This is a genomic window from Serratia sp. CY43202 (genome assembly GCF_052168755.1).
Taxonomy (GTDB): domain Bacteria; phylum Pseudomonadota; class Gammaproteobacteria; order Enterobacterales; family Enterobacteriaceae; genus Serratia; species Serratia bockelmannii.
Genome location: NZ_JBJNMB010000002.1, coordinates 937,789 through 961,308 on the forward strand (window position 1 = coordinate 937,789; position 23,520 = coordinate 961,308).

At 59.0% G+C, this 23,520-nt stretch carries 11 protein-coding genes; 7 read left to right on the forward strand and 4 right to left on the reverse strand.

Going from position 1 to position 23,520, the window contains the following annotated elements; translation table 11 throughout:
* Positions 1-269: 269 nt before the first annotated feature.
* Both ACJ8J5_RS06170 and ACJ8J5_RS06175 read left to right on the forward strand, forming a co-directional pair.
* Positions 270-1,064: a GntR family transcriptional regulator gene (locus ACJ8J5_RS06170; RefSeq protein ID WP_225735574.1), complete on the forward strand. Its 795-nt coding sequence runs from the start codon at positions 270-272 to the stop codon at positions 1,062-1,064.
* 1 nt (position 1,065) lies between these two features.
* Entirely contained in the window at positions 1,066-1,362 is a 297-nt protein-coding gene (locus ACJ8J5_RS06175; RefSeq protein WP_049204019.1) for a DUF1330 domain-containing protein, read from the forward strand.
* Positions 1,363-1,416: 54 nt separating this feature from the next.
* On the opposite strand, the gene ACJ8J5_RS06180 is transcribed toward ACJ8J5_RS06175, so the two are convergent.
* Complete coding sequence (locus ACJ8J5_RS06180; RefSeq protein ID WP_089195877.1) at positions 1,417-4,452, reverse strand: autotransporter outer membrane beta-barrel domain-containing protein; 3,036 nt, start codon at positions 4,450-4,452, stop codon at positions 1,417-1,419.
* 907 nt (positions 4,453-5,359) lie between these two features.
* Between ACJ8J5_RS06180 and ACJ8J5_RS06185 the strand changes: the two genes are divergently transcribed.
* Entirely contained in the window at positions 5,360-7,453 is a 2,094-nt protein-coding gene (locus ACJ8J5_RS06185) for a putative bifunctional diguanylate cyclase/phosphodiesterase (protein WP_049204018.1), read from the forward strand.
* Here the strand turns inward: ACJ8J5_RS06185 and ACJ8J5_RS06190 are convergent.
* Positions 7,450-8,646: an MFS transporter gene (locus ACJ8J5_RS06190; protein ID WP_308369674.1), complete on the reverse strand. Its 1,197-nt coding sequence runs from the start codon at positions 8,644-8,646 to the stop codon at positions 7,450-7,452. The two genes, ACJ8J5_RS06185 and ACJ8J5_RS06190, sit on opposite strands and share 4 nt — an antisense overlap.
* Positions 8,647-8,795: 149 nt before the next feature.
* Between ACJ8J5_RS06190 and ACJ8J5_RS06195 the strand changes: the two genes are divergently transcribed.
* On the forward strand, positions 8,796-9,713 hold the full coding sequence (locus ACJ8J5_RS06195) for an ABC transporter substrate-binding protein (RefSeq protein ID WP_102984707.1): 918 nt from the start codon (positions 8,796-8,798) through the stop codon (positions 9,711-9,713).
* A 55-nt stretch (positions 9,714-9,768) separates the two neighbouring features.
* Here ACJ8J5_RS06195 and ACJ8J5_RS06200 read toward each other — a convergent pair whose 3' ends face one another.
* Positions 9,769-11,547, reverse strand: coding sequence for a sigma-54-dependent Fis family transcriptional regulator (locus ACJ8J5_RS06200; protein WP_060433040.1), 1,779 nt, complete (start codon positions 11,545-11,547; stop codon positions 9,769-9,771).
* 276 nt (positions 11,548-11,823) lie between these two features.
* Here ACJ8J5_RS06200 and exaC point away from each other — a divergent pair, with 276 nt between their 5' ends.
* Positions 11,824-13,344: an acetaldehyde dehydrogenase ExaC gene (exaC, locus tag ACJ8J5_RS06205; RefSeq protein ID WP_060447184.1), complete on the forward strand. Its 1,521-nt coding sequence runs from the start codon at positions 11,824-11,826 to the stop codon at positions 13,342-13,344.
* 52 nt (positions 13,345-13,396) lie between these two features.
* On the opposite strand, the gene adhP is transcribed toward exaC, so the two are convergent.
* Positions 13,397-14,413: an alcohol dehydrogenase AdhP gene (adhP, locus tag ACJ8J5_RS06210; protein ID WP_004928541.1), complete on the reverse strand. Its 1,017-nt coding sequence runs from the start codon at positions 14,411-14,413 to the stop codon at positions 13,397-13,399.
* Between the two features lie 556 nt (positions 14,414-14,969).
* Between adhP and ACJ8J5_RS06215 the strand changes: the two genes are divergently transcribed.
* A complete protein-coding gene (locus ACJ8J5_RS06215; protein ID WP_049207659.1) occupies positions 14,970-15,179 on the forward strand; it encodes a hypothetical protein in 210 nt (69 codons plus the stop codon).
* Positions 15,180-15,534: 355 nt separating this feature from the next.
* A complete protein-coding gene (locus ACJ8J5_RS06220) occupies positions 15,535-23,481 on the forward strand; it encodes an RHS repeat domain-containing protein (protein ID WP_414104505.1) in 7,947 nt (2,648 codons plus the stop codon).
* Positions 23,482-23,520: the final 39 nt, after the last annotated feature.

The following is a 23,520-nucleotide window of genomic DNA, read 5'->3' on the forward strand; positions in this document are numbered from 1 at the left end:
TGGCATGTCAAAATTTGGTATACCATAATACGGTATTCTTATTTTGCGATGAGACGGCAAAAATAAATTGAAAATAACACTTATTAATCAATGCATTAATAAACTCGATTGGGCTTTGACTGGGGGCAAAACGCCGGCCATGACCGCCCCCACTCGGCAACCTGTGCCGATGCCGAACCCGTTGAGCCAGCGGGTATCGGCAACGAAAAGCGTTTTTTTTAGGCTATCTTTCGATTTTGTGAGCTGCTGCAACATTCACCGTTTTGGCGATGCGGCGCGAAATCGGCCGCCGTTGCTTTGCGGGTTGGAAAGATGTTAATAGTACCGGGCAAACGGGAATTCGCGTCGTTATCCGGATTAATGATGATCCACAAAAAATAGAGACAATTATGGTTCAGGCATCATTGAAGATTGAGAATGCACCGGTCACCTTGCGCGAATTGGCATTGGCGAAAATTAGGCAGGCGATTATCTCAGGGTATTTTCAGGCCGGCGATCGTTTGGTGGAACGCAGCCTGTGCGAGGAGCTGGGCGTCAGCCGCAGCGTAGTGCGTGAGGTGATCCGTTATCTCGAAGCGGAGGGACTCATTGAGACGCTCGGTAAGAAAGGGCCGATTGTCGCTATTTTAACCTGGGACATTGCCGAGCAGATTTATACTATTCGTCTGCTGCTTGAACAGGATGCCGCTCACGACTGCGCCTTGAACGCTGGGCCGGAAGATAAAAAGAAACTGCATGAAAAATTAATTGCAATTAATCAGGCTTCGGCCGGGCAGGACGATATTCAGCGCGTTGAAGCGTCGCAGGCTTTTTATGAAACCATTTTCCAAGTGGCCCATCACGCCATCGCCTGGGAAATCGTTCAACGCCTGAATAGCCGCATCAGTCGCCTGCGTGCCCTGACCCTGAAAACCCCGGAGCGTCAGCTGGCCGGTTTCGAGCGCATGACGCGGATCTATCACGCCATCGAGCAAAACAACCCGACGCAGGCCAGGCAAGAGGTCATCGAACATCTGACCGAGGCTGCCGCACTGGCCAAGCGCATTCTGCAGCAGGAGTCCTGAAATGCCCGCGTATTGGATTGCCCATGTCACCGTAAGAGATCCGCAGCAATATCAGCATTATATGGATTTGGCGCCCCAGGCGTTTCGCCAGTTCAACGCCCGTTTTCTCGCCCGCGGCGAACAGGCGCAAACGCTGGAAGGCCCGGCGTTCATAAAGCATGTGCTGATCGAATTCGACGACTACGCTACCGCGTTGGCCTGCTACCATTCACCGGCCTATCAATTGGCAAAACAACAGCGGCGCCACGTGGCGGAAGCCATGATTACCATCGTCGACGGCTTGCCGCCCGCGCAATAAAAAACCCCCATCGTCACGATGAGGGCTGAATAAAGCGAAGCACGCTAACCGCGATCAGAAGCGCCAGGTCAGACCGGCGTTGACGCTGTTATCCTGGTGGTTGGACGACAGCTGCCCGCCGTAGCCAAGGGACAGGACGGCGTTTTTGTTAATCGACACATCGACGCCCGCTTTCAGAATCGCCCCATCGCGGGAAACCGGCACGCTGTTTACGTCGAACGCCGCATCGGTACGTTTGAACATCAGCTGCGTTTTGCGCTCCAGCTTGCCGTATTGATGCTGCCAACCCAGCTCGCCGCGCAGCGCGATCGCCACACCGTCGGTTTGCCACTCGGTGTCGGCGCGGAGACCCAGCGTCGAGGCGGTGGCGGACTGACTTTGTTTGTCGCCGCGCAGTGCCGCTGCCCCGCCTTGCTCGTTGATCTCCTCGTTACGGTAATGGGTATACGCCAGGTTGGCGAACGGCTCAAGGTTGACCGCATCGCTCGACCAATCGTAGCCGCTTTCGATGAACAGCTGACCGGTACGCGCGTTATACTTGGCCTTCTCGCGATCCGACTGCGCGCCGTAGTTCACCGAGCGCGAGGTGTCGATGCGATGCCAGGTATAGGTGCCGCCTGCTCGCAGGGCCAACGCGCCGAAGCGTTTGTCGCCGTACAGCCCCAGATGGTAGTTGTCGCTGTGGGCATCTGACTGATAACCGCCATCCAGCGAAGTGCGGGTATACCCGGTCATCACCCCAAGCCGGCCGTCGTCAAACAGTTCGCTGTCCAGACCTAACAGTACGCCATAGGTAGAGGTCTGGTAGCCGGTGGCGTTGTCGTTGCCGGAAGCATGCCCCCAGTTGCCCAGCAGTTTCGCCCAGGCCCCATTATCATCCGCCTTGATATCGGAAGCGATACGGCGGCCTTCCGCCTGGCGCAAGCGCTCGGTGGCGGCATCGCGCAGGTAACGGCTTTCGTTAATCTGGGCGGAAGCCATATCCGCGTGGATCTGGCCGGACAGTTGACGGGTCGCCTGTTGCAGCTCTCTGGCCGACGTGAAGCCGAGGAAGCTTTCATACACCGGATGGCCGGTTACGACGCCCGCATCTTCGGTAGCGGCTTGCGCTTTGCCTTCATCACCTTGCAGTGCGCTTAGCGCCTCAGCGGTAGGGGCCGCCACGCTGCGCTTCACCGTTTCCGTGACTGGTTCCGTCGCGTTGAGCGTCTCCACCGCACGAGCTACCGCTTTCTCGTTCTCAGTGCTGGCCAGGCTGTCAAAGCTGGCGTCGGTGCGCGTGATGCCAAGGCCGACGTCATTGCCCTGATAATCCAGCGCGACTTTAACAAACGGATACGATGGGTTGGCGTTTTCGAACCGGCCGTTGACGCCGTCCGTCGTGGTCAGGATGGTGTACTTGTTGCCCAGCAGACTCTGCGCCTCATTCTGCGACAGCAGGTTTTGGCTGCGCTCCAGGCTGACATTCACACTGCCGCCGTTGAGGAAAGCGCGCCGCGCGGCGATCTTATCGCTGCGGCCATTGTCCGCCACTTCCACGTTATACTGCGAACCGCGATCAAAAATGGCGTCGTGCAACACATGCAGCGTGCCGATGCCGTTACCCGGCGCGACGCTGCCGCCCCGAACCGCTCTGAAGGCGCCTACGGTACCCTCACCGGACAACGTGCCGCTATTTTCGATATAGACGTTGGAGGCCACCGAACCGTTGATCGCCAATACGCCCTGTTTCACCCAGGTATCACCGCGATAGGTGTTATTACCCAACAACGCCAGCGTACCGGCGCCCGTTTTGGTCAAGCCGCCGTGCCCGCTGATGTCGTTACTCCACGAATCGAAGTCGCATTCGCTCGACGTGCAGCGCCGCTCAACAGAGGTACCGGGTTCGACGATATTTCCCAGGCCGGGGATATTCACCACGAACTGTTTTTCACTGTAGGAGCCCGGTACATAATATTCCTGCGGGATATCCTCTTGGGTAATAAACATTTTCGGACCGTTGATCGCATCGCGTAAATTGACACGTCCCCAGCCGAACAGATTATCAATACCGGCAACACCCAAATCGGTGGCGGTGGTTTTAATTACCGCGGATATTTGATCGGCGCTCATATAAGGGAAACGTTGCATCAATACGGCGGCAACGCCGGTAACGTGCGGCGCCGCCATTGAGGTGCCGGATTTATTGCCGTAGCCGGGATTAACCGACAGCTCGCCCTTATTATAAGCTTCGCGATTCACGGCGCCACCGGTATTGGATTCCAGCCGGCCAACGGTGCTGTAAATATCAGAACCCGGCGCGGAAACGCAGTAGCTGGCCGTTTGTCCGCAGCTGGTCGAGGAAACGCTTAACTGATTTTCGTCACTCAGGTTGGTCACAATCAGGTAATTATTCAGTACGTCCGGGAAAGCGTAAGGCAGTGACTTTTGCGCTTCCGGGATATTGTAGTTGTTGTAATTTCCTGCCGAGAAGACGATCAGCTTGCCGTGCCTGGCCGCCCGCAGCAGCGTCGACATGGCGCTGTGCCCGCCGGTGGGCACCGGTTGTTCGCTGCCCCATTCCACGCTGGATTTGCTGCGCATCATCTCGGCGATCACTTCGCTTTTTACAAATGCCACGTAGTCCGGCCTGCCGTTCGGCAACCAGATGATATCGCCTTTGGCGTCTCGCCGTATATCTGGCGCGATCCCCCAGCTGTTATTGATGACGCGGGCTGCGCTCTGAATCAGCTCTTCACGGCCGTTGCGATTACCGTAATCATTCAATTTGGTGCCGATAATATCCGCGTCGAAAGCAACGCCGTGCATACCTGCGCCATCTCTTTTAGCCGCCGCGATACCGGCTACGTGCGTGCCGTGATCGCCGAAAGACATATTATCTTGTTTATCATACGAGAAGTTATAACTGCCGTTATCCAGGCGCGTCAGTTTACCGGCGAATTCAGAATGGGAAAGAATGGCGTTATCGATAATGCCGATGGTTATACCTTTTCCGGTATAGCCTCTGGCATAGGCGAATTCGGCGGAAATAGCCTTAAGCCCCCATTGGCGATTAAACTCCGCGGTTTTCCAACTGTCAGGCACGCCCAATCGACCGGGATCCTGATAAGCGGCAAGAGAAGAATGAATGGATAAGCCATAACAACCCAGAAAAACGCAATACGCTAACTTCAATCTTTTATTAAGTATCATTTTACGCTCCATGTTTATTTATACCCAGAAGAAAACTTACGTTTTAACCGCGCTGAAACCTCCTATGATCGTGAAACGACGGATAACACATGCGGGCCCGACGCGGGCCGCGCGAACAGACAGGCTGAGAGATGAAAATGGGCGCAGACAGACAAAGAGATGCCATCGCGCCGGGCGCCTATGGCGCAGACGTTTGGAGAGGAGGCGAATGTACGCTTGCCGGCGCCGTTGCGCCGAAATGCCCCGACCATCGGGTGCGGGCGTAAGGATCAGGCTGTGGGTGCATTTCGCCTCACCATCCAGTTTTGCTAATGATTATCATTCGCGAGGCTATCTTATACGTAAGTAAAGTGTCAACAGATGAAACAAAACATTTCTTGATTTGCATCATAACTTTTCTCTAAACGCCGGGCGACGGTGCTGCGACAACCGCTGAAGAGTGCATAAAATGGCGGTTATTGCCGCCATAAGTGAGATTTTCGTCAGTGAAGACGCATAGCGCCGGCAGAGCAGCCGGTGGAAGAGCATAAAAACACCTGAACATTTCATCAAATAGAAACATCAGATTGATTAACTTTTATGGCAAAAACCCATCGTGGTCCGATCACTTATTTTTCGTTGCAATATAAGGGGGGCTTATAAATAACAGGAGTATTCCTAATGCGTTCACGCTGGATGTATTCCATGCTAGCGGGCTGATTTTTAGCCGCGCCCGCTGGCTATTCCCAATTTCATTGGCAAGACTATATTGAAAGAGGCTCTGCTAGAGAGCGAGAATATGGGTAATTTTCCGAGGAAATGCCGCATGACCCTGTTGCCCAAGCAGACCAATAACAAAAATCCGATTGATCTCTATAGCGAAATCGTAGACGACTTGCCCGGTCTGATTTGCTTCGGCAACCGCCTTGGCGGCTACTTCAATAAACAGTGGCGCGACTATACCGGCGCAATCGCCGGTGAACACGGCGCCGCTGATTGGCTCGATACCCTGCACCCCGACGATCGCGATCGGCTGGCCACACAATGGCGCCAGGCGATCGTTGCCCTCTCCTCATTCGCCGGCGAGGCCCGCCTGCGCGATCGCAGCGGCGCCTACCGTTGGTTTATGCTGGCGTTTAACGCCCGTCAGGACGGCATGGCACTGGAGCCCAGCTGGTACCTCACCGCTACCGACATCCACCCGCAAATGCTGCAACGTCAGCAAAACGTTCAGGCGCTCTCTATCCAGCAAGACATGCTGGACGCCAGCGTCGACTGCATCAAAGTGATCAATCGCGACGGCACGCTGCGGCACATGAACCGCTCCGGCAGCCTGGCGCTCGGCCTGGATCCGGCGCAAAAAGAGTTTGGCATGCCCTGGCTGGGGCTGTTGTCGCCCGAAGTCCGCCGCCGTGGCAGCAAGGCGCTGCACAGCGTCAGAGCCGGTAAAAATGCGCGCTTCGCGGGATTGAGCGTGACGCCGCAAGGAAAAAAACAGCATTGGGACAACATTCTCTCTCCCGTCAGCGATGAACACGGCGCCGTGGCCGAGATCTTGTGCGTCTCGCGCGACGTGACGTCGCAACGCGTGATGGAACAGCGTCTGTTGCTCGCCAGCGAATATGACGAATTGACCGGCCTGCCCAACCGGCGTTTATTCAAGAAAAAGCTGAAGCAAGAGATGAAGCGCGCCCTGCATGGCAACAAGTCCCTCGGGCTGATGCTGCTGGATCTTGACCACTTCAAGCTGGTGAACGACACGCTGGGCCACGCGGCGGGCGACCATCTGCTGCGGGTTCTGGGCAAAAGGCTCAGCGCCTGCATGAATACGCATTCGTTCGTCTCCCGCCTCGGGGGGGACGAATTCGCGGTGGTAATCAGCGACGTTGAAAACGAGCAGGATATTTTCCGCATCGCCAACAAGTTTCTGCTGCAGCTGGAGACGCCGATCACCCACGGTGGCAAGACGCTGCATTGCGGTATGAGCATCGGCGGCGCCATCTACCCCAAAGATGCCCGCGACGCTTCGGAACTGATGAAATGCGCTGATACCGCGCTGTATGAGCTGAAAGACGGTGGCCGCGGCGGCGTCTATATGTTCGATCGCAAGATGATGGACAAGGCCCGCGCACGCGCCAGCCAGCTCAACTACGCGCGCCAGATCGTGCGCGACAACTGCATCCGTCCCAGCTACCAGCCGAAGGTCAGCCTCTCCGACGGCAGCATCGTCGGCTTCGAAGCGTTGCTGCGCTGGCATTGCCCGCAAAACGGCATACAGCTGCCGGCGACGGTCAGCGAAGCCTTCAACGACTACGAGCTGGCGACCAAGATCAGTGAAGCCATGCAGCTGAAGGTCTTCGCCGATATCGCCCGCTGGCGCGCGGCCGGCGTAGCGGTACGCCCTATCTCGCTGAACGTGTCGCCGATCGAATTTTTACGCGACAACTACGCCGAAACCTTCCTGCAGCGCCTGCTGAAATTCCATATTCCCCACCACCTGATCGAACTGGAAGTGACCGAGCACGCGTTCAACAAACATGGCTCCAAGTACGTGCTGCGCGCGCTGCAAATGCTCAAAGAGATGGGCATCCGCATCGCACTGGACGACTTCGGCACCGGCCATTCCTCATTCAGCCATATCATGGATTACCCGCTGGACTGCATTAAGCTGGACTGCGATTTCGTTCAACGCATGAACACCGAACCGGCGATCCTGGCGATCGTGGAAAGCATCGGTATCCTCGGTCAGAAGCTGTCGATCGATATCATCGCCGAGGGCGTGGAAACCGAGCAGCAGCGGCAAACGCTGTGCGAAGCCGGTTTCCATATTGGCCAGGGTTTTCTGTTCAGCCGGGCGGTGGAATCCCAGCGGGTGCCCGAGCTGCTGCAAGCGGTGCCGCAATCTGTCGAGGGCCGTTAAGCCCCCTGCCGTGCGCCAAACGGCGCCAGCTGCATACCGATAAGCGTCACTACGCAGATGAGTGCCCCGGCGTAGAAGGTGGAGGCGGAACCGAACAGCTCCCACAAGGTTCCAGCCCCAAGACTCGCCAGCAGCAGCGCCACGCCGCTGATCAGATTGAACATGCCAAACGCGGTGCCGCGCAGATGAGCCGGCGCTGTATGCGCCACCATCGCCGCCAATAGCCCCTGGGTCATGCCCATGTGCACCCCCCACAGCGCTACGCCAAACAGCACCCCGCTCCAATGATCGCTCAGCGCCAATACCAGGTCGGCGGCGATCAGCACCAGCAACCCGGCTTTCAGCAATCCTTCATGGCTCATGCGGTCAGACAGTTTTCCGAACGGATAGGCCGAGCAGGCGTAGACCAGATTCATGGCGACCATCACCAGTGGGATCAGCGCCAGCGGCGTGCCGCCCTGCTGCGCCTTCAACACCAGGAACGCTTCGCTGAAGCGCGCCAGCGTAAAGATCGCGCCGATGCTCACCACCCACCAATAGCTGCGCCCCAGCAGCCGCAGGTTGGCGCGGGTGATCGGGTTGGTGCGCTTGTGGGTTATCGCGGCGGTCGGCTCTTTCAGGCCGAAAAACAGCAGCGCAATCGCCAGCGCCGCCGGGACCGTCGCCACCCAAAAGATGGCGCGAAAATCGTTGTGCCACAGCAGCATCAGGCCGACGGCCAGCAGCGGCCCTAAAAAGGCGCCGACGGTATCCAGCGACTGCCGCAGCCCGAAGGCCGCGCCGCGAATTTCCGGCGGCGTCACGTCGGCCACCAGGGCATCGCGCGGCGCCCCGCGGATGCCTTTGCCCACGCGATCCAGCAGGCGCGCGCTCATCACCATGCCGGACGACGATGCGATAGCGAAAAACGGCTTGCTGATGGCGCCCAGCCCGTAGCCCAGCAGCGCCAGCCCTTTACGTTTACCGAGGTAATCGCTGAGCACGCCGGAGAACACCTTGACGATCAATGCCGTCGTCTCCGCGAGCCCTTCGATCAGCCCGATGACGATCACGCTGGCACCGAGCGTCGTCGCCATAAACAGCGGCAGCAGGCTATGGATCATTTCCGAGGAAACGTCCATCAGCAGGCTCACGCCACCCAATACCCACACGCCGCGCGGTATGCGGCCCAACGTAGCGAAACGCGACGACATGCTTCATCCTCGATCGATTCAGCGCCGCCAGAGGCGCATCATGATTTTTCCAAGATTGGTTAGTGAATTTTGTTCGTTCACAGACCTGCGGCCTTCAGAGATAGTGCAACGACCCTGTGACAATCCTAATAATGAAGGTAATTAACATAATGATAGATAGCAAAAAGATGATAGTAATGGCGGCGCTGCTGAGTTTTTCCGCCGCTGCCGCGCCAGGGGTGGATATCGTCGCCAACGAAACCCCGATCCATACGGTGAAGAACGCCGAGGCGGTCGCCAAAATCCCCGCAGGTTTCAAGTTCGTGGAGCCCGGTACGCTGACGGTGGCCATTTCCCTGCTGGGCAGCGGCCCGCCGTTCGGCCTGTACGCGCGCGACAATAAAACGGTGATCGGCAGCGAGGCGGACATCGCGCGCCTGGTGGCCGACGGTTTGGGGTTGAAACTCAAGCTGGTGCCCACCTCGTGGGAAGACTGGCCGCTGGGGGTGGCCTCCGGCAAATATGACGCCGCGGTGTACAACATCACCGTGACCAACGAACGCAAGACCAAATTCGATTTCGCCACCTATCGGCAGGATACGCTGGGCTTCTACGTCAAGTCCGACAGTAAAATCACCCAGATCAACACCGCGCCGGATATCGCCGGCAAAAAGATCATCGTCGATTCCGGCACCAATCAGGAAGCGGTGCTGCTGGCCTGGGACAAGGAGAACCGCGCCAAGGGACTGGCACCGCTGCAGCCGGTGTACGTCACCGACAAGGCCGCCTCCACGTTGGCCATTCAGTCTGGCCGCGCCGACGCCACCTTCGGGCCCAACGTCTCCGGCGCTTATCAGGCGCGGCTGACCGGCAAAACCCGGCTGGTGGGCATTGTGCCCGGCGGCTGGCCGAAGACCGCCAACATCGCCGTCACACTGAAGAAAGGCAACGGTCTGGTGGACGCGGTGCAGGCTTCGCTCAACAGCGCCATCGCCAACGGCAGCTATCTGCAGGTGCTGGATCGCTGGGCGGAAAGCGACGAGAAGATTGCCCATTCGGAGATTAACCCGCCGGGACTGGGGGACTAGAGCATGAACCGGCCCCGCATCGAGGGGCCGGTTATTGATGAGCAATCATGACGTTTCATTCCGCCACCGCTTTCTGCCTCCCCAACTTGCGGTACAGCGTGCTGCGCGAAACGCCCAGCGCCTTCGCCGCCCGGCTGAGATTGCCGCCCGCCCTGTCGATCGCCGTCTGCAGATCCGCCTGGCCGGTATCGGCGTTCTCCTGGCGCGGCGCCAGCACCGCGATGGACTGAGGCAGATCGTCCAGGGTGAGCACCGCATGATCGTCCGCCAATGCCAGCAGCACCTTGAGCGTACTCAACAGCTGCCGCACGTTGCCGGGCCATGGATAGCGCGCCAGCATCGCCAGCGCCTCCGGCAACAGGCGAATGTCGCGCCGCTCGCCGCCCAGCTCTCGCCACAACTGCAAAATGAAGGTCTCCAGCTGCGCCCGCTCTCTGAGCGGCGGGATGCACAGGCTGTATTCCTGTATGCGGTACAGCAAATCCTCACGAAACGCCCCCGCCTCTACCTGCCGATGCAGATCGTGGTGCGTGGCGCAGACCAGCGCGAAATCGACCGGATAAGCGCTGCGGCTACCGAGCGGCGTGACCGTTTTTTCCTGTAACACCCGCAGCAGGCGCGTTTGCAGGCCCGCCGGCATGTCGCCGATTTCATCGAGGAACAGCACGCCGCCGTCCGCCTCGCGGATCTTGCCGATATACCCTTTCGGGTTGGCGCCGGTAAACGCCCCCGGCGCATAGCCGAACAGTTCGGATTCGATCAGCGGCTCAGGCAGCGCCGCGCAGTTGATCGCCACGAAGTTGCCGTTGCGCCAGCGGCTCTGTTGAAACAAGCGTCGGCTGAAATGCTCTTTACCGCAGCCGGTTTCGCCGGTCACGCACAGGGAAAGGCCGGCATTGAGAATGCGTAGCGCCTTCTGATGCTGTTCGTCATGCCGTTCCGCCGGCGGCGGAACCGAACGCAGGGCGCTAACGCGGCGCTGCGGCGCCTCGAGCAGCGAATAATAATGCCGTTGATTGCCGGCCAGCGTCTGGTGCGGTGCGCCGGAGGGCTGTCGCAGCAGGTCGGGAAACAGCTGGGCAAACTCAACCGAGCCTAATGCGGCCGGTGAAAGCCGGAACTCCAGCATCGCCAGCCGATTGGCGGCGACCAGCACTTCGTCGTGAAACACCAGCAGCAGCTCCTGCGCGCTGCCCAGGCTCCCGGCGTTGGCGTGCAGGCGCAGCGTCCAGTGACGGTCGGCGATCGCGCTTCTGACCCAGCGGTGTTCGATATGCCGCACCGCCTGCATGATCAGGCGCTGTGCATCGCGGTACGGGCGCTGCGCGGGGGCGGAGAGATCCAGTATGCCGGCAATGCGGCCATCCGGCCGATAGATCGGTGCGGCGGTGCAGTTCAATCCGGCATTTTGGTTGAGGAAATGCTGGTCGCCGCGGACCTCGCAGAACGCGCCGAGTGCCAGCGCGGTGCCGATGGCATTGGTACCCCGATCCGCTTCGCCCCACTGGTTGCCCGGCGCCAGCGCAAAGCGCGACGCCTTGTGCAGAAAGTCGGTATTGCCGCGGGTTTCCAGCACCAGTCCGTCGGCGTCGGCGATCACCACGATGGCGGGCTGGCGCGTAATTTGCGCGCCCAACTGCTCGATCAGCGGCTGTACCCGTTGCGGCACCCAGTCATTGCGGCTGCGTAGCTCTTCGAGTAATCCGGCTTTGATAAAAGGGATATGTTGATCGGCGCGCGTCAGGCCGTAGCCCCGGCTGCGCTGCCAGGATTCCGCCAGCGGGCGGGTCAACAAACTGGCGCCCTCGGTGGGCAAGCGGTCATCAGGCAACATGCGTTTCTCCCCCCGTTTACGAGTGTTGCAAATATGTATCACAGATGTGTATCAGGCGTTGCGACACGGAACACAAAAACCCATCGCCAGCGGCGGTACCGCATGATTCGTCACGTCATATCAACTTTTAACGCGTTAATAAATAAGATCTTTTAACGATCATCTTCGCCATTCATCAATCTGGCACGGGCCGTGCTTCTCCGTGCTGCGGCGACATGCCGCACTCACAGGCGCAGCCCAATAGCGCCGGTTATCATCTGCAGAGAGGTGCTTCACATGAAATATGTCCACCCCGGTTTGCCTGGCTCGCTGGTTTCGTTCCGCAAACGCTATGGCAACTACATTGGCGGTAAATTCGTCGAACCGGTATCCGGCAACTACTTCACCAACACCTCGCCGGTGACCGGCCAGCCGATCGCCGAATTCCCACGTTCCGACGCCAAAGACATCGAACTGGCGCTCGACGCGGCGCATGCGGCGGCGGACGCCTGGGGCAAAACCAGCGTGCAAGAACGCGCCAACGTGCTGCTGGCGATCGCCGATCGCATCGAGTCGCGGCTGGAGATGCTGGCGCTGACCGAAACCTGGGACAACGGCAAACCGATCCGCGAAACCCTGAATGCCGATTTGCCGCTGGCGGTCGACCATTTCCGCTACTTCGCCGGCTGCCTGCGCGCGCAGGAAGGCACTGCGGCGGAGATCGACCAAAATACCGTGGCCTACCATATCTATGAACCGCTGGGCGTAGTCGGTCAGATCATACCGTGGAACTTCCCGCTGCTGATGGCCGCCTGGAAACTGGCGCCGGCGCTGGCGGGCGGTAACTGCGTGGTGCTGAAACCGGCGGAACAGACGCCGCTCGGCATCAGCGTGCTGATGGAAGAGATCGGCGATCTGCTGCCGCCGGGGGTGCTCAACGTGGTGCAAGGCTTCGGCGCCGAGGCCGGCGAAGCGCTGGCGCGCAGCAAACGCATCGAAAAAATCGCCTTCACCGGCTCCACGCCGGTCGGCCGCCACATCCTCGCCTGTGCGGCGGAGAACATCATCCCCAGCACCGTCGAGCTGGGCGGCAAATCGCCGAACATTTATTTTGAAGACATCATGCAGGCGGAGCCGGAGTTTATCGACAAGGCGGTTGAGGGGCTGGTGCTGGGCTTCTTCAATCAGGGGGAGGTGTGCACCTGCCCTTCACGCGCGTTGATCCAGGAATCCATCTACCCGCAGTTTATGGAGAAAGTGCTGGCACGCATCGCCACCATCCGCCAGGGCGATCCCTTCGACACCGAGACCATGATCGGTGCCCAGGCGTCAAAACAGCAGTATGACAAGATCCTGTCGTACATCGACATCGCTAAAAACGAGGGAGGCAAAATCGTTGCGGGCGGCGAACCCGCTCAGCGCGGCGACGAAGTGCAAAACGGTTTCTACCTGCAGCCGACGCTGATTACCGGCAACAACAGTATGCGTTTCTTCCGTGAGGAAATCTTCGGGCCGGTGATTGGCGTCACCACCTTCAAGGATGAGGCCGAAGCTCTAGCGTTGGCCAACGACACCGAGTTCGGACTGGGCGCCGGGCTCTGGACCCGCGACATCAACCGCGCCTACCGCATGGGACGCGCGATCAAGGCCGGCCGCGTGTGGACCAACTGCTACCACCTGTACCCGGCGCACGCCGCGTTCGGCGGCTACAAGAACTCCGGTATCGGGCGCGAAACCCACAAGGCGGCGCTGTCGCACTATCAACAGGTGAAAAACCTGCTGGTCAGCTACGACGCCAAACCGCTGGGCCTGTTCTGAGCCGGGCATAGCGACAAGAAGGCCACCCGCGGGTGGCCTTTTTTAGCGATGCTTATTTCGCCATGCCGAGATCGATCACCATGCGACCGCGAATGGTGCCCGCCTTCATCTCGTCGAAGATGGCGTTGATATCGCCCAATGGCCGTTTGGTCACTTTCGGCGTCACTTTGCCTTCGGCAGCGAACTGGAACGCCTCTTTCAGATCTTCGCGTGTGCCGACCAGCGACCCCACCACCTGAATGCCGTCCAGCACCAGGCGCGGAATGCTCAGATCCATGCTCTCCGGCGGCAGCCCCACGGCCACCACTTTACCGCCGGCGCGCACCGCATTGACCGCCGAATTGAAGGCGGCTTTCGCCACCGCCGTCACCACCGCCGCGTGAGCGCCGCCGGTTTGCTGCTGAATGATCTCCTCCGCATTTTGCGTTTTGGAGTTGATGGTCAGATCGGCGCCAATCTGTTTGGCGAACTCCAACTGGCCGTCGTTGACGTCGATGGCAATCACTTTGGCGTTAAACACGTTTTTGGCGTACTGCAACGCCAGGTTGCCCAGCCCGCCCAGGCCATAGATGGCGATCCACTGCCCCGGCTTGATATCGGAAATTTTCACCGCCTTGTAGGTGGTGACCCCGGCGCAGGTGATACTGCTGGCGGCGAAAGAATCGAGCCCGTCCGGCACTTTCACCGCGTAGTCCGCCACCACGATGCACTCTTCCGCCATGCCGCCGTCAACGCTGTAGCCGGCATTTTTCACCGAGCGGCACAGGGTTTCGTTGCCGCTGACGCAATATTCGCAATGGCCGCAACCCTGGTAAAACCAGGCGACGCTAGCGCGGTCACCCACTTTTAACGAGGTAACGCCCTCACCGACGGCGGAGACCACGCCGATACCCTCATGTCCCAACGTAATGCCCGGCACCTCGCCGAAATCGCCGTTTTTCACGTGCAAGTCGGTGTGGCACACCCCGCAACACTCCATTTTTAACGCCGCCTCGCCGTGCTTCAGCGGGCGCAGCACTTTATCCTGAATGTCTACGGTATGGTTTTTCGTCACTACGGCAGCTTTCATGCTGTATTCCTCCAGCCGGATTATAAAAACGGTCTTGATCACGGTCGTTACTGTCACCCAGGGCGACAATTCACATTCTCTTTTTCCGCTAAACGGTTAGCTTTAAAATATAGCAGAGAAATTTTTTTTATTGAATTAATTGCACGGCATTGCAGAAGCATGAGTGCCATTCACTTAACACAATAAAAACAACGCTCTCTAATTAATGTAACATCACCTGTCACAGAAATACCCTTAGTTCAATAACGACTGAATAAGATTATAATTAACACGCTTAATATCATTGATAAAAAAGTTATTTTATTTATCATCATGATTTTGAAATGGTTTAATTTTATTTATACTTGCATTGACAGAATCAATTACCTCCCCTAGTTTTAACTATGCTGTTTATCTCTGATAAGACTTTTCTTCACCTTCTATTTTTCATCGCCGCTATTTTTAGCGGCGCTACCCACAGCTGTCTAAAAATTCGAGGTTATATATGTCGACGACACAATTTAAAGTTATTAGCGTCAGTTCCGGCTCCACTCAAAGTTTGGATTTTGGTTCACGGGTGATTAATGCTTCCGTCGCCGTTCAGGGGTTTAACGTTTCTTACGGCAATACCGACCACCACCTGAAAACAATCGACGTCTCCAGCGCGATCGCCGGCCTCAGCGGCAGCAGTGTCACGGTGTCCGCCACCTGCTTTATGGAGGACAAATCCAACAATAAAACCTCAGGTACGGTAAGGGTGCTGGTGATCGCCGAATGCGAATCCTGAGACGTTGAGCGGCCGCTGGCCCGCCGTTTGGGCGCAGAGGCGCATCGCCTGGCTTTCAATCGCCCCTGGCGATTGAAAGCCATTTTGTTTCCCTGCGCTTTATCGATGAGGGTATTTAAAAATGAGTGACAAAACCAACGGTCAGATCCCGCCAGTACGGCCAAGCCAATTCGAAAGCAATGAAAAAAACATATTCGAAGACAGCGTCAATCTGTTTCGCGGCGATGTGAATTTATCGCTTGATTTGGTTGCGTTAACCGGAAGGAATCAACTCGACGTCAAAGTCACTGCATTTTATGGCAGCAACATCAAAAATGAAATTTATCAATCAAATGTTAGCGCACCAACCGGAATTATGGGATTAGGCTGGCAATTGCCTTTCGAACGCATTGAAGCCGATCACCGGGATAATGCAACACCCGGTGACAACCTTTATCGAATTTATACCAACAACGCCTCATCAGAATTAATTCGCGCGCCCAACGATTGGCTGAGAGCGAAATTACCAATCGCCGCCACCACCGCGCTCAATAGCGGCAAAGTGGACACCGAAATCCAATCCGCTTTCATCGCCGCCGGCCTGCAGTTGGGTTGCCATGCTCAGGTCGTCACGCGGTTCGACGATCGACAATGGGAAATTATCGACCCAGTCTATCAGCGCACCTTCAACGTGCTGCGCCAGGACGCCGAACTCGCCGTCTTCTCCGGCGGTGAAGCGTTTGAGTGCTTCCACTATGATTTCAGCAAGGTCCTGTATTATCCGCAGTTCGAACGCTGGGAGCTGGTCAAGGACAACGGGGTCAGCTACTTCTACGGCGGCAACGCGCAGGATGATCAGAGCATTCAATGGAAAGTGCGCTGGGGCAACTGGTCGGGACAATCCGCTTTGACCCACTCGCCCCAGGGCGATGCCTTGCAGTCTCGCTTTGCGGCAATCTGGAATCTGGCGCAGGTGGAAAGCCTGTGGGGCGATCGGATCGCCTTCCATTACGAGGCCGTTGAACAGCCGGTTGGCGAACGAGGCTTAAGTTTTACCAAAGCCTGCTACCTGACGCGCATCACCGACATGTTCGATCGCACCGTCGATTTTGGCTATCAGGAGAAGCGGTACGACACGCAGTCGCCCGCAGGCCCACGGGAATACCTGTCTCCGCATTGGGATACCCCCTACAGCAAGGCCCCCGGCAACGCCGCTTCAGCCTATCAGGATCGCTACGAAACGCGCTATCTGGACAACATCGTCGTCAAAAACTCGCAGGGCACATTGCTCTATGCGGTGCAGCTGAGCTATGACACGCAGAGTAATTTCAGCGGTTACCCGCAAAGCGATCCGCTTTACGGTGATACCGTCAAACGCACGCTCACCGGCGTCCAGCGGCGCTATGCGGAAAATTGTGCGCTGCCGCAGATGCAGTTCAGCTACTGGCCGGCGGGTACGGTCAATGCCGGCGCGCTCAGTGGCGCCGTCACGCCGGACGGTGCGAAAATCGCCTACCGGTATAAGCAACAAACGCTGCCGCTGTGCGATCGCCAGCGGCAGATCGTCAGTCCCTGGCCGCGCAGCGCCAAACCGCGCGTATGGTTCGGCGGCGATTACGCGGTCTGCCTGTGGCTTAACGAGTCGAGCGACCAAATCCACGTCACATTTTACACCTGGCTTGGGCGCTGGCAATGCTGGGCTCCCGAGCAGCAAACGATCAAGGCCGCTTTCGACATCAACAGTGTCAACGTCGTCACTGCCGGTGATTTCGCCTGCCTGACCTATGCCACCCCGCAGAGCGGCAAATCCTATGCGCATGTCTATCACAAGGATAACCGCAAATGGGGCGAGTGGTTCGACAGCGCGCCAATCGCCGCCAACACCACCCAACTGCAGCTGGCCGCCGGCGACAACTTTTTTGTGGTCTGCGACAAGGATCAACGGACGCTGCTGCGCTACACCTGGGATAACTTCACCAAACGGTGGGCGATCGCCGATAGGTCTGGCGATCTCAACGCCACCGCCCGCCCCTACATCGCGGCGGCCAACGGCTATTACGCCGTCCTGGATTATGCCCCCCTCACCGGCGGCGAACACCGTAATCGGCTGGCGCTTTATTATCAGGATAGCCAAGAACAATGGCGAAACGGCGCCTCACTCCCGCTGGTGTTCACCCTCGGCGGCGATGCGTCGGCCACCCGTTTCGGTTTTGCCGCCGGCGCCTCGTTTATCGCGCTGACCTACATCACGCAGGAGGTTTCGCTCAGCGTTGATTACACCGTCAAGGTCATCGGATGGGACGCGGCATTCGGCGCCATGACCAGCACTGACTTTCCCTGCCGCCTGCCGAAAAGCGCGCCGTCGCAAACCCTCACCATTCCGTTCCTGGCAAAATTCGTCAACAACGCCATGATTGCGTCCGGCCCCTATCTGCTGCGCTATAACGGCGCAGACTGGCTGCGTAACGACAGCCTGCTGTTACGCAGTACCTGCAGCGATCAGGACATCAACTGGTTCGCCTACGGCGCCGATTACGCAATCGCCGTCAGCAACCGCGAATTCGCGGCTCAGGCGCGCATGGTAGCCTACGATCCCAACCGGCAAATCACCGCCTGGAACGATGCGGCGCGCGATCTCTATACCCGTGACGATCCGACTTCGGAAAGAAAAAGACACTACTTCCCGACGGCAGGCGCGGATATCGCCACCATGGGCAACCGCGTCTATCACCGCGGTTCCTGGTGCAATTGGTTGGACGCGGCAGCCGGATATGCCGAAGTGCCCTACGCGATAGACAGCACCACCATGATCAATCAGGGACCGCGCTTTATCTCTTATCTGAACCTGGACGGCACGGCAGCCAAAAACACCACCGTGAAAACCTTCCGCAATCAGGCCTTCGCCGGCGATGACACGCTCACGCAACGTTATTTCACGCAGATTGGCGTCTCCGGCATGGTCAAACCCAATATCAACGGCCAATATCCCGCCGGCCTGTCCGCGTTCGTTACCTATCTACCGCTGAACAAAGACTTCGATAATGCGGAAAGCCTGACGCTGAATCGCTACCTCGACAACACGCTGCAAGGCGCACTGGTGGATTACTGCGTCGACACGGTCAGCATCGATGACGGCTACGCCGTCAGCACCACCTGCTACGTGTTCGACATTGCGACAGCGACCTGCGACCCTACCGGCGCGGTCTTCAAGTACTACAAGAGTGCCAGCTATCCCGGCAGCGAGAGCATGTCCGCGCCGCGCTTCGGCTATCGCGAGAACTATTACTTCAATGGCCTGACGCGCCAGGATCCGCAGGTCGGCCAGCGAGTTCGCGCTGCAGATCAAGCATCATCCGGGCTGTTGGACGGCCAATTGATCGAGCAAAAGGTGTTTGACGCCGACGGCAATCTGTTGGTTCACGAACAAAAAAACCTGATGGCCTTCACCTCCGTAGCGATCGACGGCGTCGAGCGACCGCTGTTCGGCGGTTATACGCGCTGCATCGCCGACAACAGCCTTAATGATGGCCTGGCGATACGTACCGATTATCGCTATGACTCACGCTTCGGCAAATTGATCCGCGAGCGCTTTGACAATGTGACCGCCACCGGAGAAACGCAGGGCGTTGCCAAACTCTACGGCTATGCGTTCGAAGCCTATCCCTGGTTCTTACTGAAAAATGCGATCGACGCGCCCTTCAGCCAATTCGACGCAGCGGGGAGCGCGGCGCTGGGAGAGGCGCTGCCAATCTACGCCGGCAGTCTGCAACGCTACGGCGCTCTGCAACGGCAACAGCCGCTTGCCGATGAAGCTGCGCCGACAGTGTGGGCCGCCACGCAAGCCTATGTGCTGCAAGCCGCGATTGGCGCCCAGCCCCCCAGTCCGCCGGCGCTGGCAAGCGATCCGGGTGACGCGTGGTTGCCGGTAGGCACAATACTGGCCAGAACATTCTATGGTGCGATCCTCTCCCAGAAAAACAGCGAAAGCCAGGTCGAAAGCACGCTGTGGGACAACAACCAGATCCTGCCGGTGGCGGCGTTCGTCAGCGGCGCGGCGGATGAGTGCGATTTCATCGGTTTCGAACCCTATCAACACAGCACCGATCCCTGGCGGCTCGACGGCGATACGGCGATCGTCGACGACGACGCCTATGTCGGCAGCCGCAGCCTCAAACTCGGCGTCGGTGCGACCCTGACCCGAACGGCGCCGCTGCGGCAAACGCAGCCGGTCGTTGTCTCCGCCTGGCTCAAAACCTCGCCCGGTTTCAACGCGGCGCCCGGTGCGGCAAACTTGATCAGCCGTAGTGGCAACGCCGCGCCGCACACCACGCCGATCGTCCCCACGGCAGAAGGCGCTTGGGTTTACTGGCAAAGCGTCATCCCCTATAGCGGCGATCCGGAGCGTCCGCTCGCGCTCGCCTTCGACAACCAAAAAACGGTCGGCTATGTGCTGTTCAACACCGTCAGCGTCACGCCGTTGGCCAGCAAGATGGAGGCCCGCTGCTACGATCCGCTGTATCTGGATGAGATCGCCGTTATGGGTAACAACGCCGATGTCCTGCGCTGCGGCTACGATCCGCTGCGGCAAAAGTTCGTTGAGACCGGGCCACAAGGCGAAAGCAAGAAAGGCGTGGTGAACTATGCGCCACGTAGTTGGCACGACACGCTGCCATTCAGCTACCCGCAGCACGATCCCGCCAGCAGCTGCGAAATTCTGGCCGCCGACGGCGGGCAATACGAAACCTTCACGCAGGGCGAACAAACCTGGACGCGCTGGCGGCGCGACGACGACAGCGCCTGGCGTCTCAGCCAGGGCCGGCTACTGCATTGCGGTACGACGCTCAACCGCCTGCGTTGGTTGGCCACCGCCGGCCGCTACGCGGTGGGCTTCACCCTTTCGTCGCCGGCGACGCAGAACCTCGCCTTCGGCCTGACGATCGGCGACAGTCTGAGCGCCCAGTGGGACGCCATCGCGGGATGGCGGCTGACGCTGGCGGGCAACACCTACACTGACGACGCGACCAACGGCTGCCTGCCCACCTCGGTGCTGCTGGTACCGGGCGACGATGCCGTTCTGTTATATGCCGACGGTCGTCAGGTTTTCGCCCTTCAGACCGATGCGAGGATCGACGGTGAATTCAGCCTGCAGGCACAGGGGGAAATCTATTTTGCCAATGCGGTTACCTTCCGTTCGCCACAGCTGGCCATCACGTATAAAAACGCCAACCGGCAGGAAACGCAGCATCAGGTGCTGAACGAAGGACGATGCCTGGTGCGTGAAACGCTGTACGACGCGCTGGGCAATACGGTTGCCGAAACCAAGATCGCCGCCTTTGAACGCACGTTGTTCGGCTACCGGGCGGCCTTTGTCCGCACACTGGACGCCGCAAACGGCGTGATGACCGGTGAAGTGAGTGATTATTACCCGCAGGACGAAGGTTACCCCTATAGCGGCACCCGTTATGAGGCTTCCTCGCTGAAACGCCCGGTGGCCAAAGGCATGCCAGGCAAAACCTTCGCCATTACCGGCGACAACCCGCATATTACACGATTCATTTACGCCGTCAGCGATCACACGCAGGTGGCAGGTATCGCCTGTCGCCCTGGAGAATTGCGGGTGAGCGCCCTGTACGATGCCGATGGCACCGGCGTGCTGTCACTCAACGATCGCCGTGGCCAGACGCTGAGCAAGCAGACCGAGGCCGGCGGCGTTGTTCGCGACGCTGTCCAACAGATCTTCGACGCGGCGGGCAATATCGTGCAGGTTCGCCACCCGTCGTCTTCCCCGGCGGATGACGCCTTCATCAGCCACAATCGCTACAACTTCCTGTGTCAGCTCGCTGCACGCGTCACGCCGGATGCCGGAGAAACGACGTATATCTACGATCCTGCCGGACGTCTGCGTTTCAGCTCAACGCCGCTGAGCCGCGCGAAAGACCGCGTGTTGTATAAAAAATATGACGTTCTGGGGCGCCTGAGTGAGGATGGCGAAGTGGCGCAAGCCTGGGGTGACGGTTCGGCGCTGCAGGCGATCGCCGATAACGATCCGCACTACCCGCACCATGATGACTGGCAAACGCAAAACGTCTATGACGGCGAAGGCGACGAGCCGACTCTGCGCGGCCGCCTGTGGAAAATGTACCGTCGCGCCGCTGACGGACTCTGCGTCGAAAACTGCTATGGCTACGATACGGGAGGCAATGCGACCCTGTCGCAACTGCGTCTGCCGGACGCTGGCGATTACATCACGGGCTATGCCTACGACAACCTCGGCAACGTCATCCGCATCGATTATCCCGCCGGCGCGCCGCTCGCCAGCGTGGCCTATCGCTATAACGACATGGGACAAACCGCCGCCATCGGCACGCCGGACGATCCGGAGAAGTTCGTTCGCTACCGTTACCATGCCGACGGCAGCCTGGCTGAAGAGCAGTTGAATTCACAGGGGGGGCGGGCGCTGCGACGCACCATGAGTTATAACTCTCCCGGCTGGTTGAATGAAATCAACAACCACTATGCCGACGGCGCACCGCTGTTGAAACATCGCTTCAGCTACACCGACGGCGGCTACGAGGGCGCCGGTTACTTCAACGGCAATATCGCCGGCGTAGTGCACGACAATGCGGTCAGGCCCGAAAACAGCTTCGCTTATCGCTATCGCTACGATCCGCGCGGCCAATTGACGGTCGCCGAGCACAGCGTCAATTCCGCCTACAGCCTCGGCGTCGGCGCGCCGCTGACCTTCGACGCCGGCGGCAACATCCTCCGGCTGCAACAGGGAGACACCCTCTTCAGCTACGAGTATCAGCCGAACAGCGGCAAAGTCGCCGCCGTGCTCGCCAATGACGCGGTCGCGCAGCGTTACGAGTATGACGTCGTCGGTAACGTCACGCTCTCCGCCAGTCGCGGTATTCAGCGTATCGATTACAACCCACTGAATAATCTTCCGTTAACGATCGCACTGGATGACGGCCGCCAGCTTGCGCTGTGCTACAACGGCATCAATCAGCGGGTGCAAAAGCGGTTCGCCGACGGCAGCAAACTCGCTTACGTACACGGCCTGAGCGACGCGCCGCTGATGGAGTTCGGCGCTCGTACGACGCAATATCTCTATGGCGTCGGCGGATTGCTGCTGCTCATCGACGGTGGTGAGGCCCAGTACGTGCTGAAGGATCAGCAAGGTTCGATCCGTGCCGTAGTGGCGGAAAACGGTCAGGTCAACGCATTGCTCGACTACATGCCCTTCGGCCAATCGTTGCCGACTGGCGTCGGCACGTCCTCGTTACTGCGCTATCGCTACACCGGCCAGGAGTTGGACGAAGATTTGGGACTCTATAACTATCGGGCGCGCTTCTACGATCCGCAATTGGGGCGCTTTTACTCCTGCGATCCTAGATTCCAGTATGGCGGCCCTTACGTCTACTGCGGCAACAACCCGGTTAATCAGACCGACCCTTCCGGTGAGATCGCCCCAATCATTATCATCTTGCTGATCGGGGCCGCCGTCGGCGCCGTGCTGGGCGGCGGGGTCGCCCTGTACAGCGGCTATCAGTCCGGATTGCGCGGCGGCGCGCTAGCCGGTTATGTATTCGCCGGCGCAGGGATAGGAGCCCTCGCCGGGGCTCTGTCCGCCGCCGGCGGAGTCGGCGCCTTTGCCGCAGGGTCGGCAGCGGCGGCGGCAGCTTCCACCACCGCCGGCGGCATTGCGGCGGGCCTGGCGGCCGGCGCAGGGGTCGGAGCCACCGTAGGCGCGGCAGTAGGTGCGGCGCAGGGAGTGAGCCAATTCTTCATCAACGACGCCTTTGGCGTCGCCAACAGCGGCAGTTGGCAACAGTCGCTGCTGAAAGGCGCCGTTACCGGTGCCGTCGGCGGCGCGATCAGTGGCGGCGCCGCAGGGGTTGGCGGTACGGCCGCCTTCCAGCAGGCTGCGCGTTTCGCCGAGCTGACCGGCGGCAACGGCTGGGCCTTCAGCCCGACCTCGCTCACCCAGGTCAGCAACGCCTACAACGCTTTCGGTAGCCTGGGCATCGTGCCGTTGCCAGCCTTCGTCAGCCGCATCCCCAACTACAACCTGCCACTGGTCGGGGGAATGCAAAGTTTCGTCCTGGGGAAATTCAGCCTGCCAACTTTCAGCAGTCTCGGCGGTGCGGTGGCCAAGCAGGCCGTCTCGCCGCTGCTGCCGAGCGGCGGTGGCACGGCGACAGGAACCCCGCCGACGGCCTTCTATGGACAACAGGCCTACAGCCCGGCGATGACCGGCAGCATCGGGCTGCAAACGGCGCTGGTATTGGATCCCGCCGGCTGGAGCAACGGCAAAGCATAACCCACGCAGGGTGCGGGACTGCGCGTCCCGTCCCTGCGT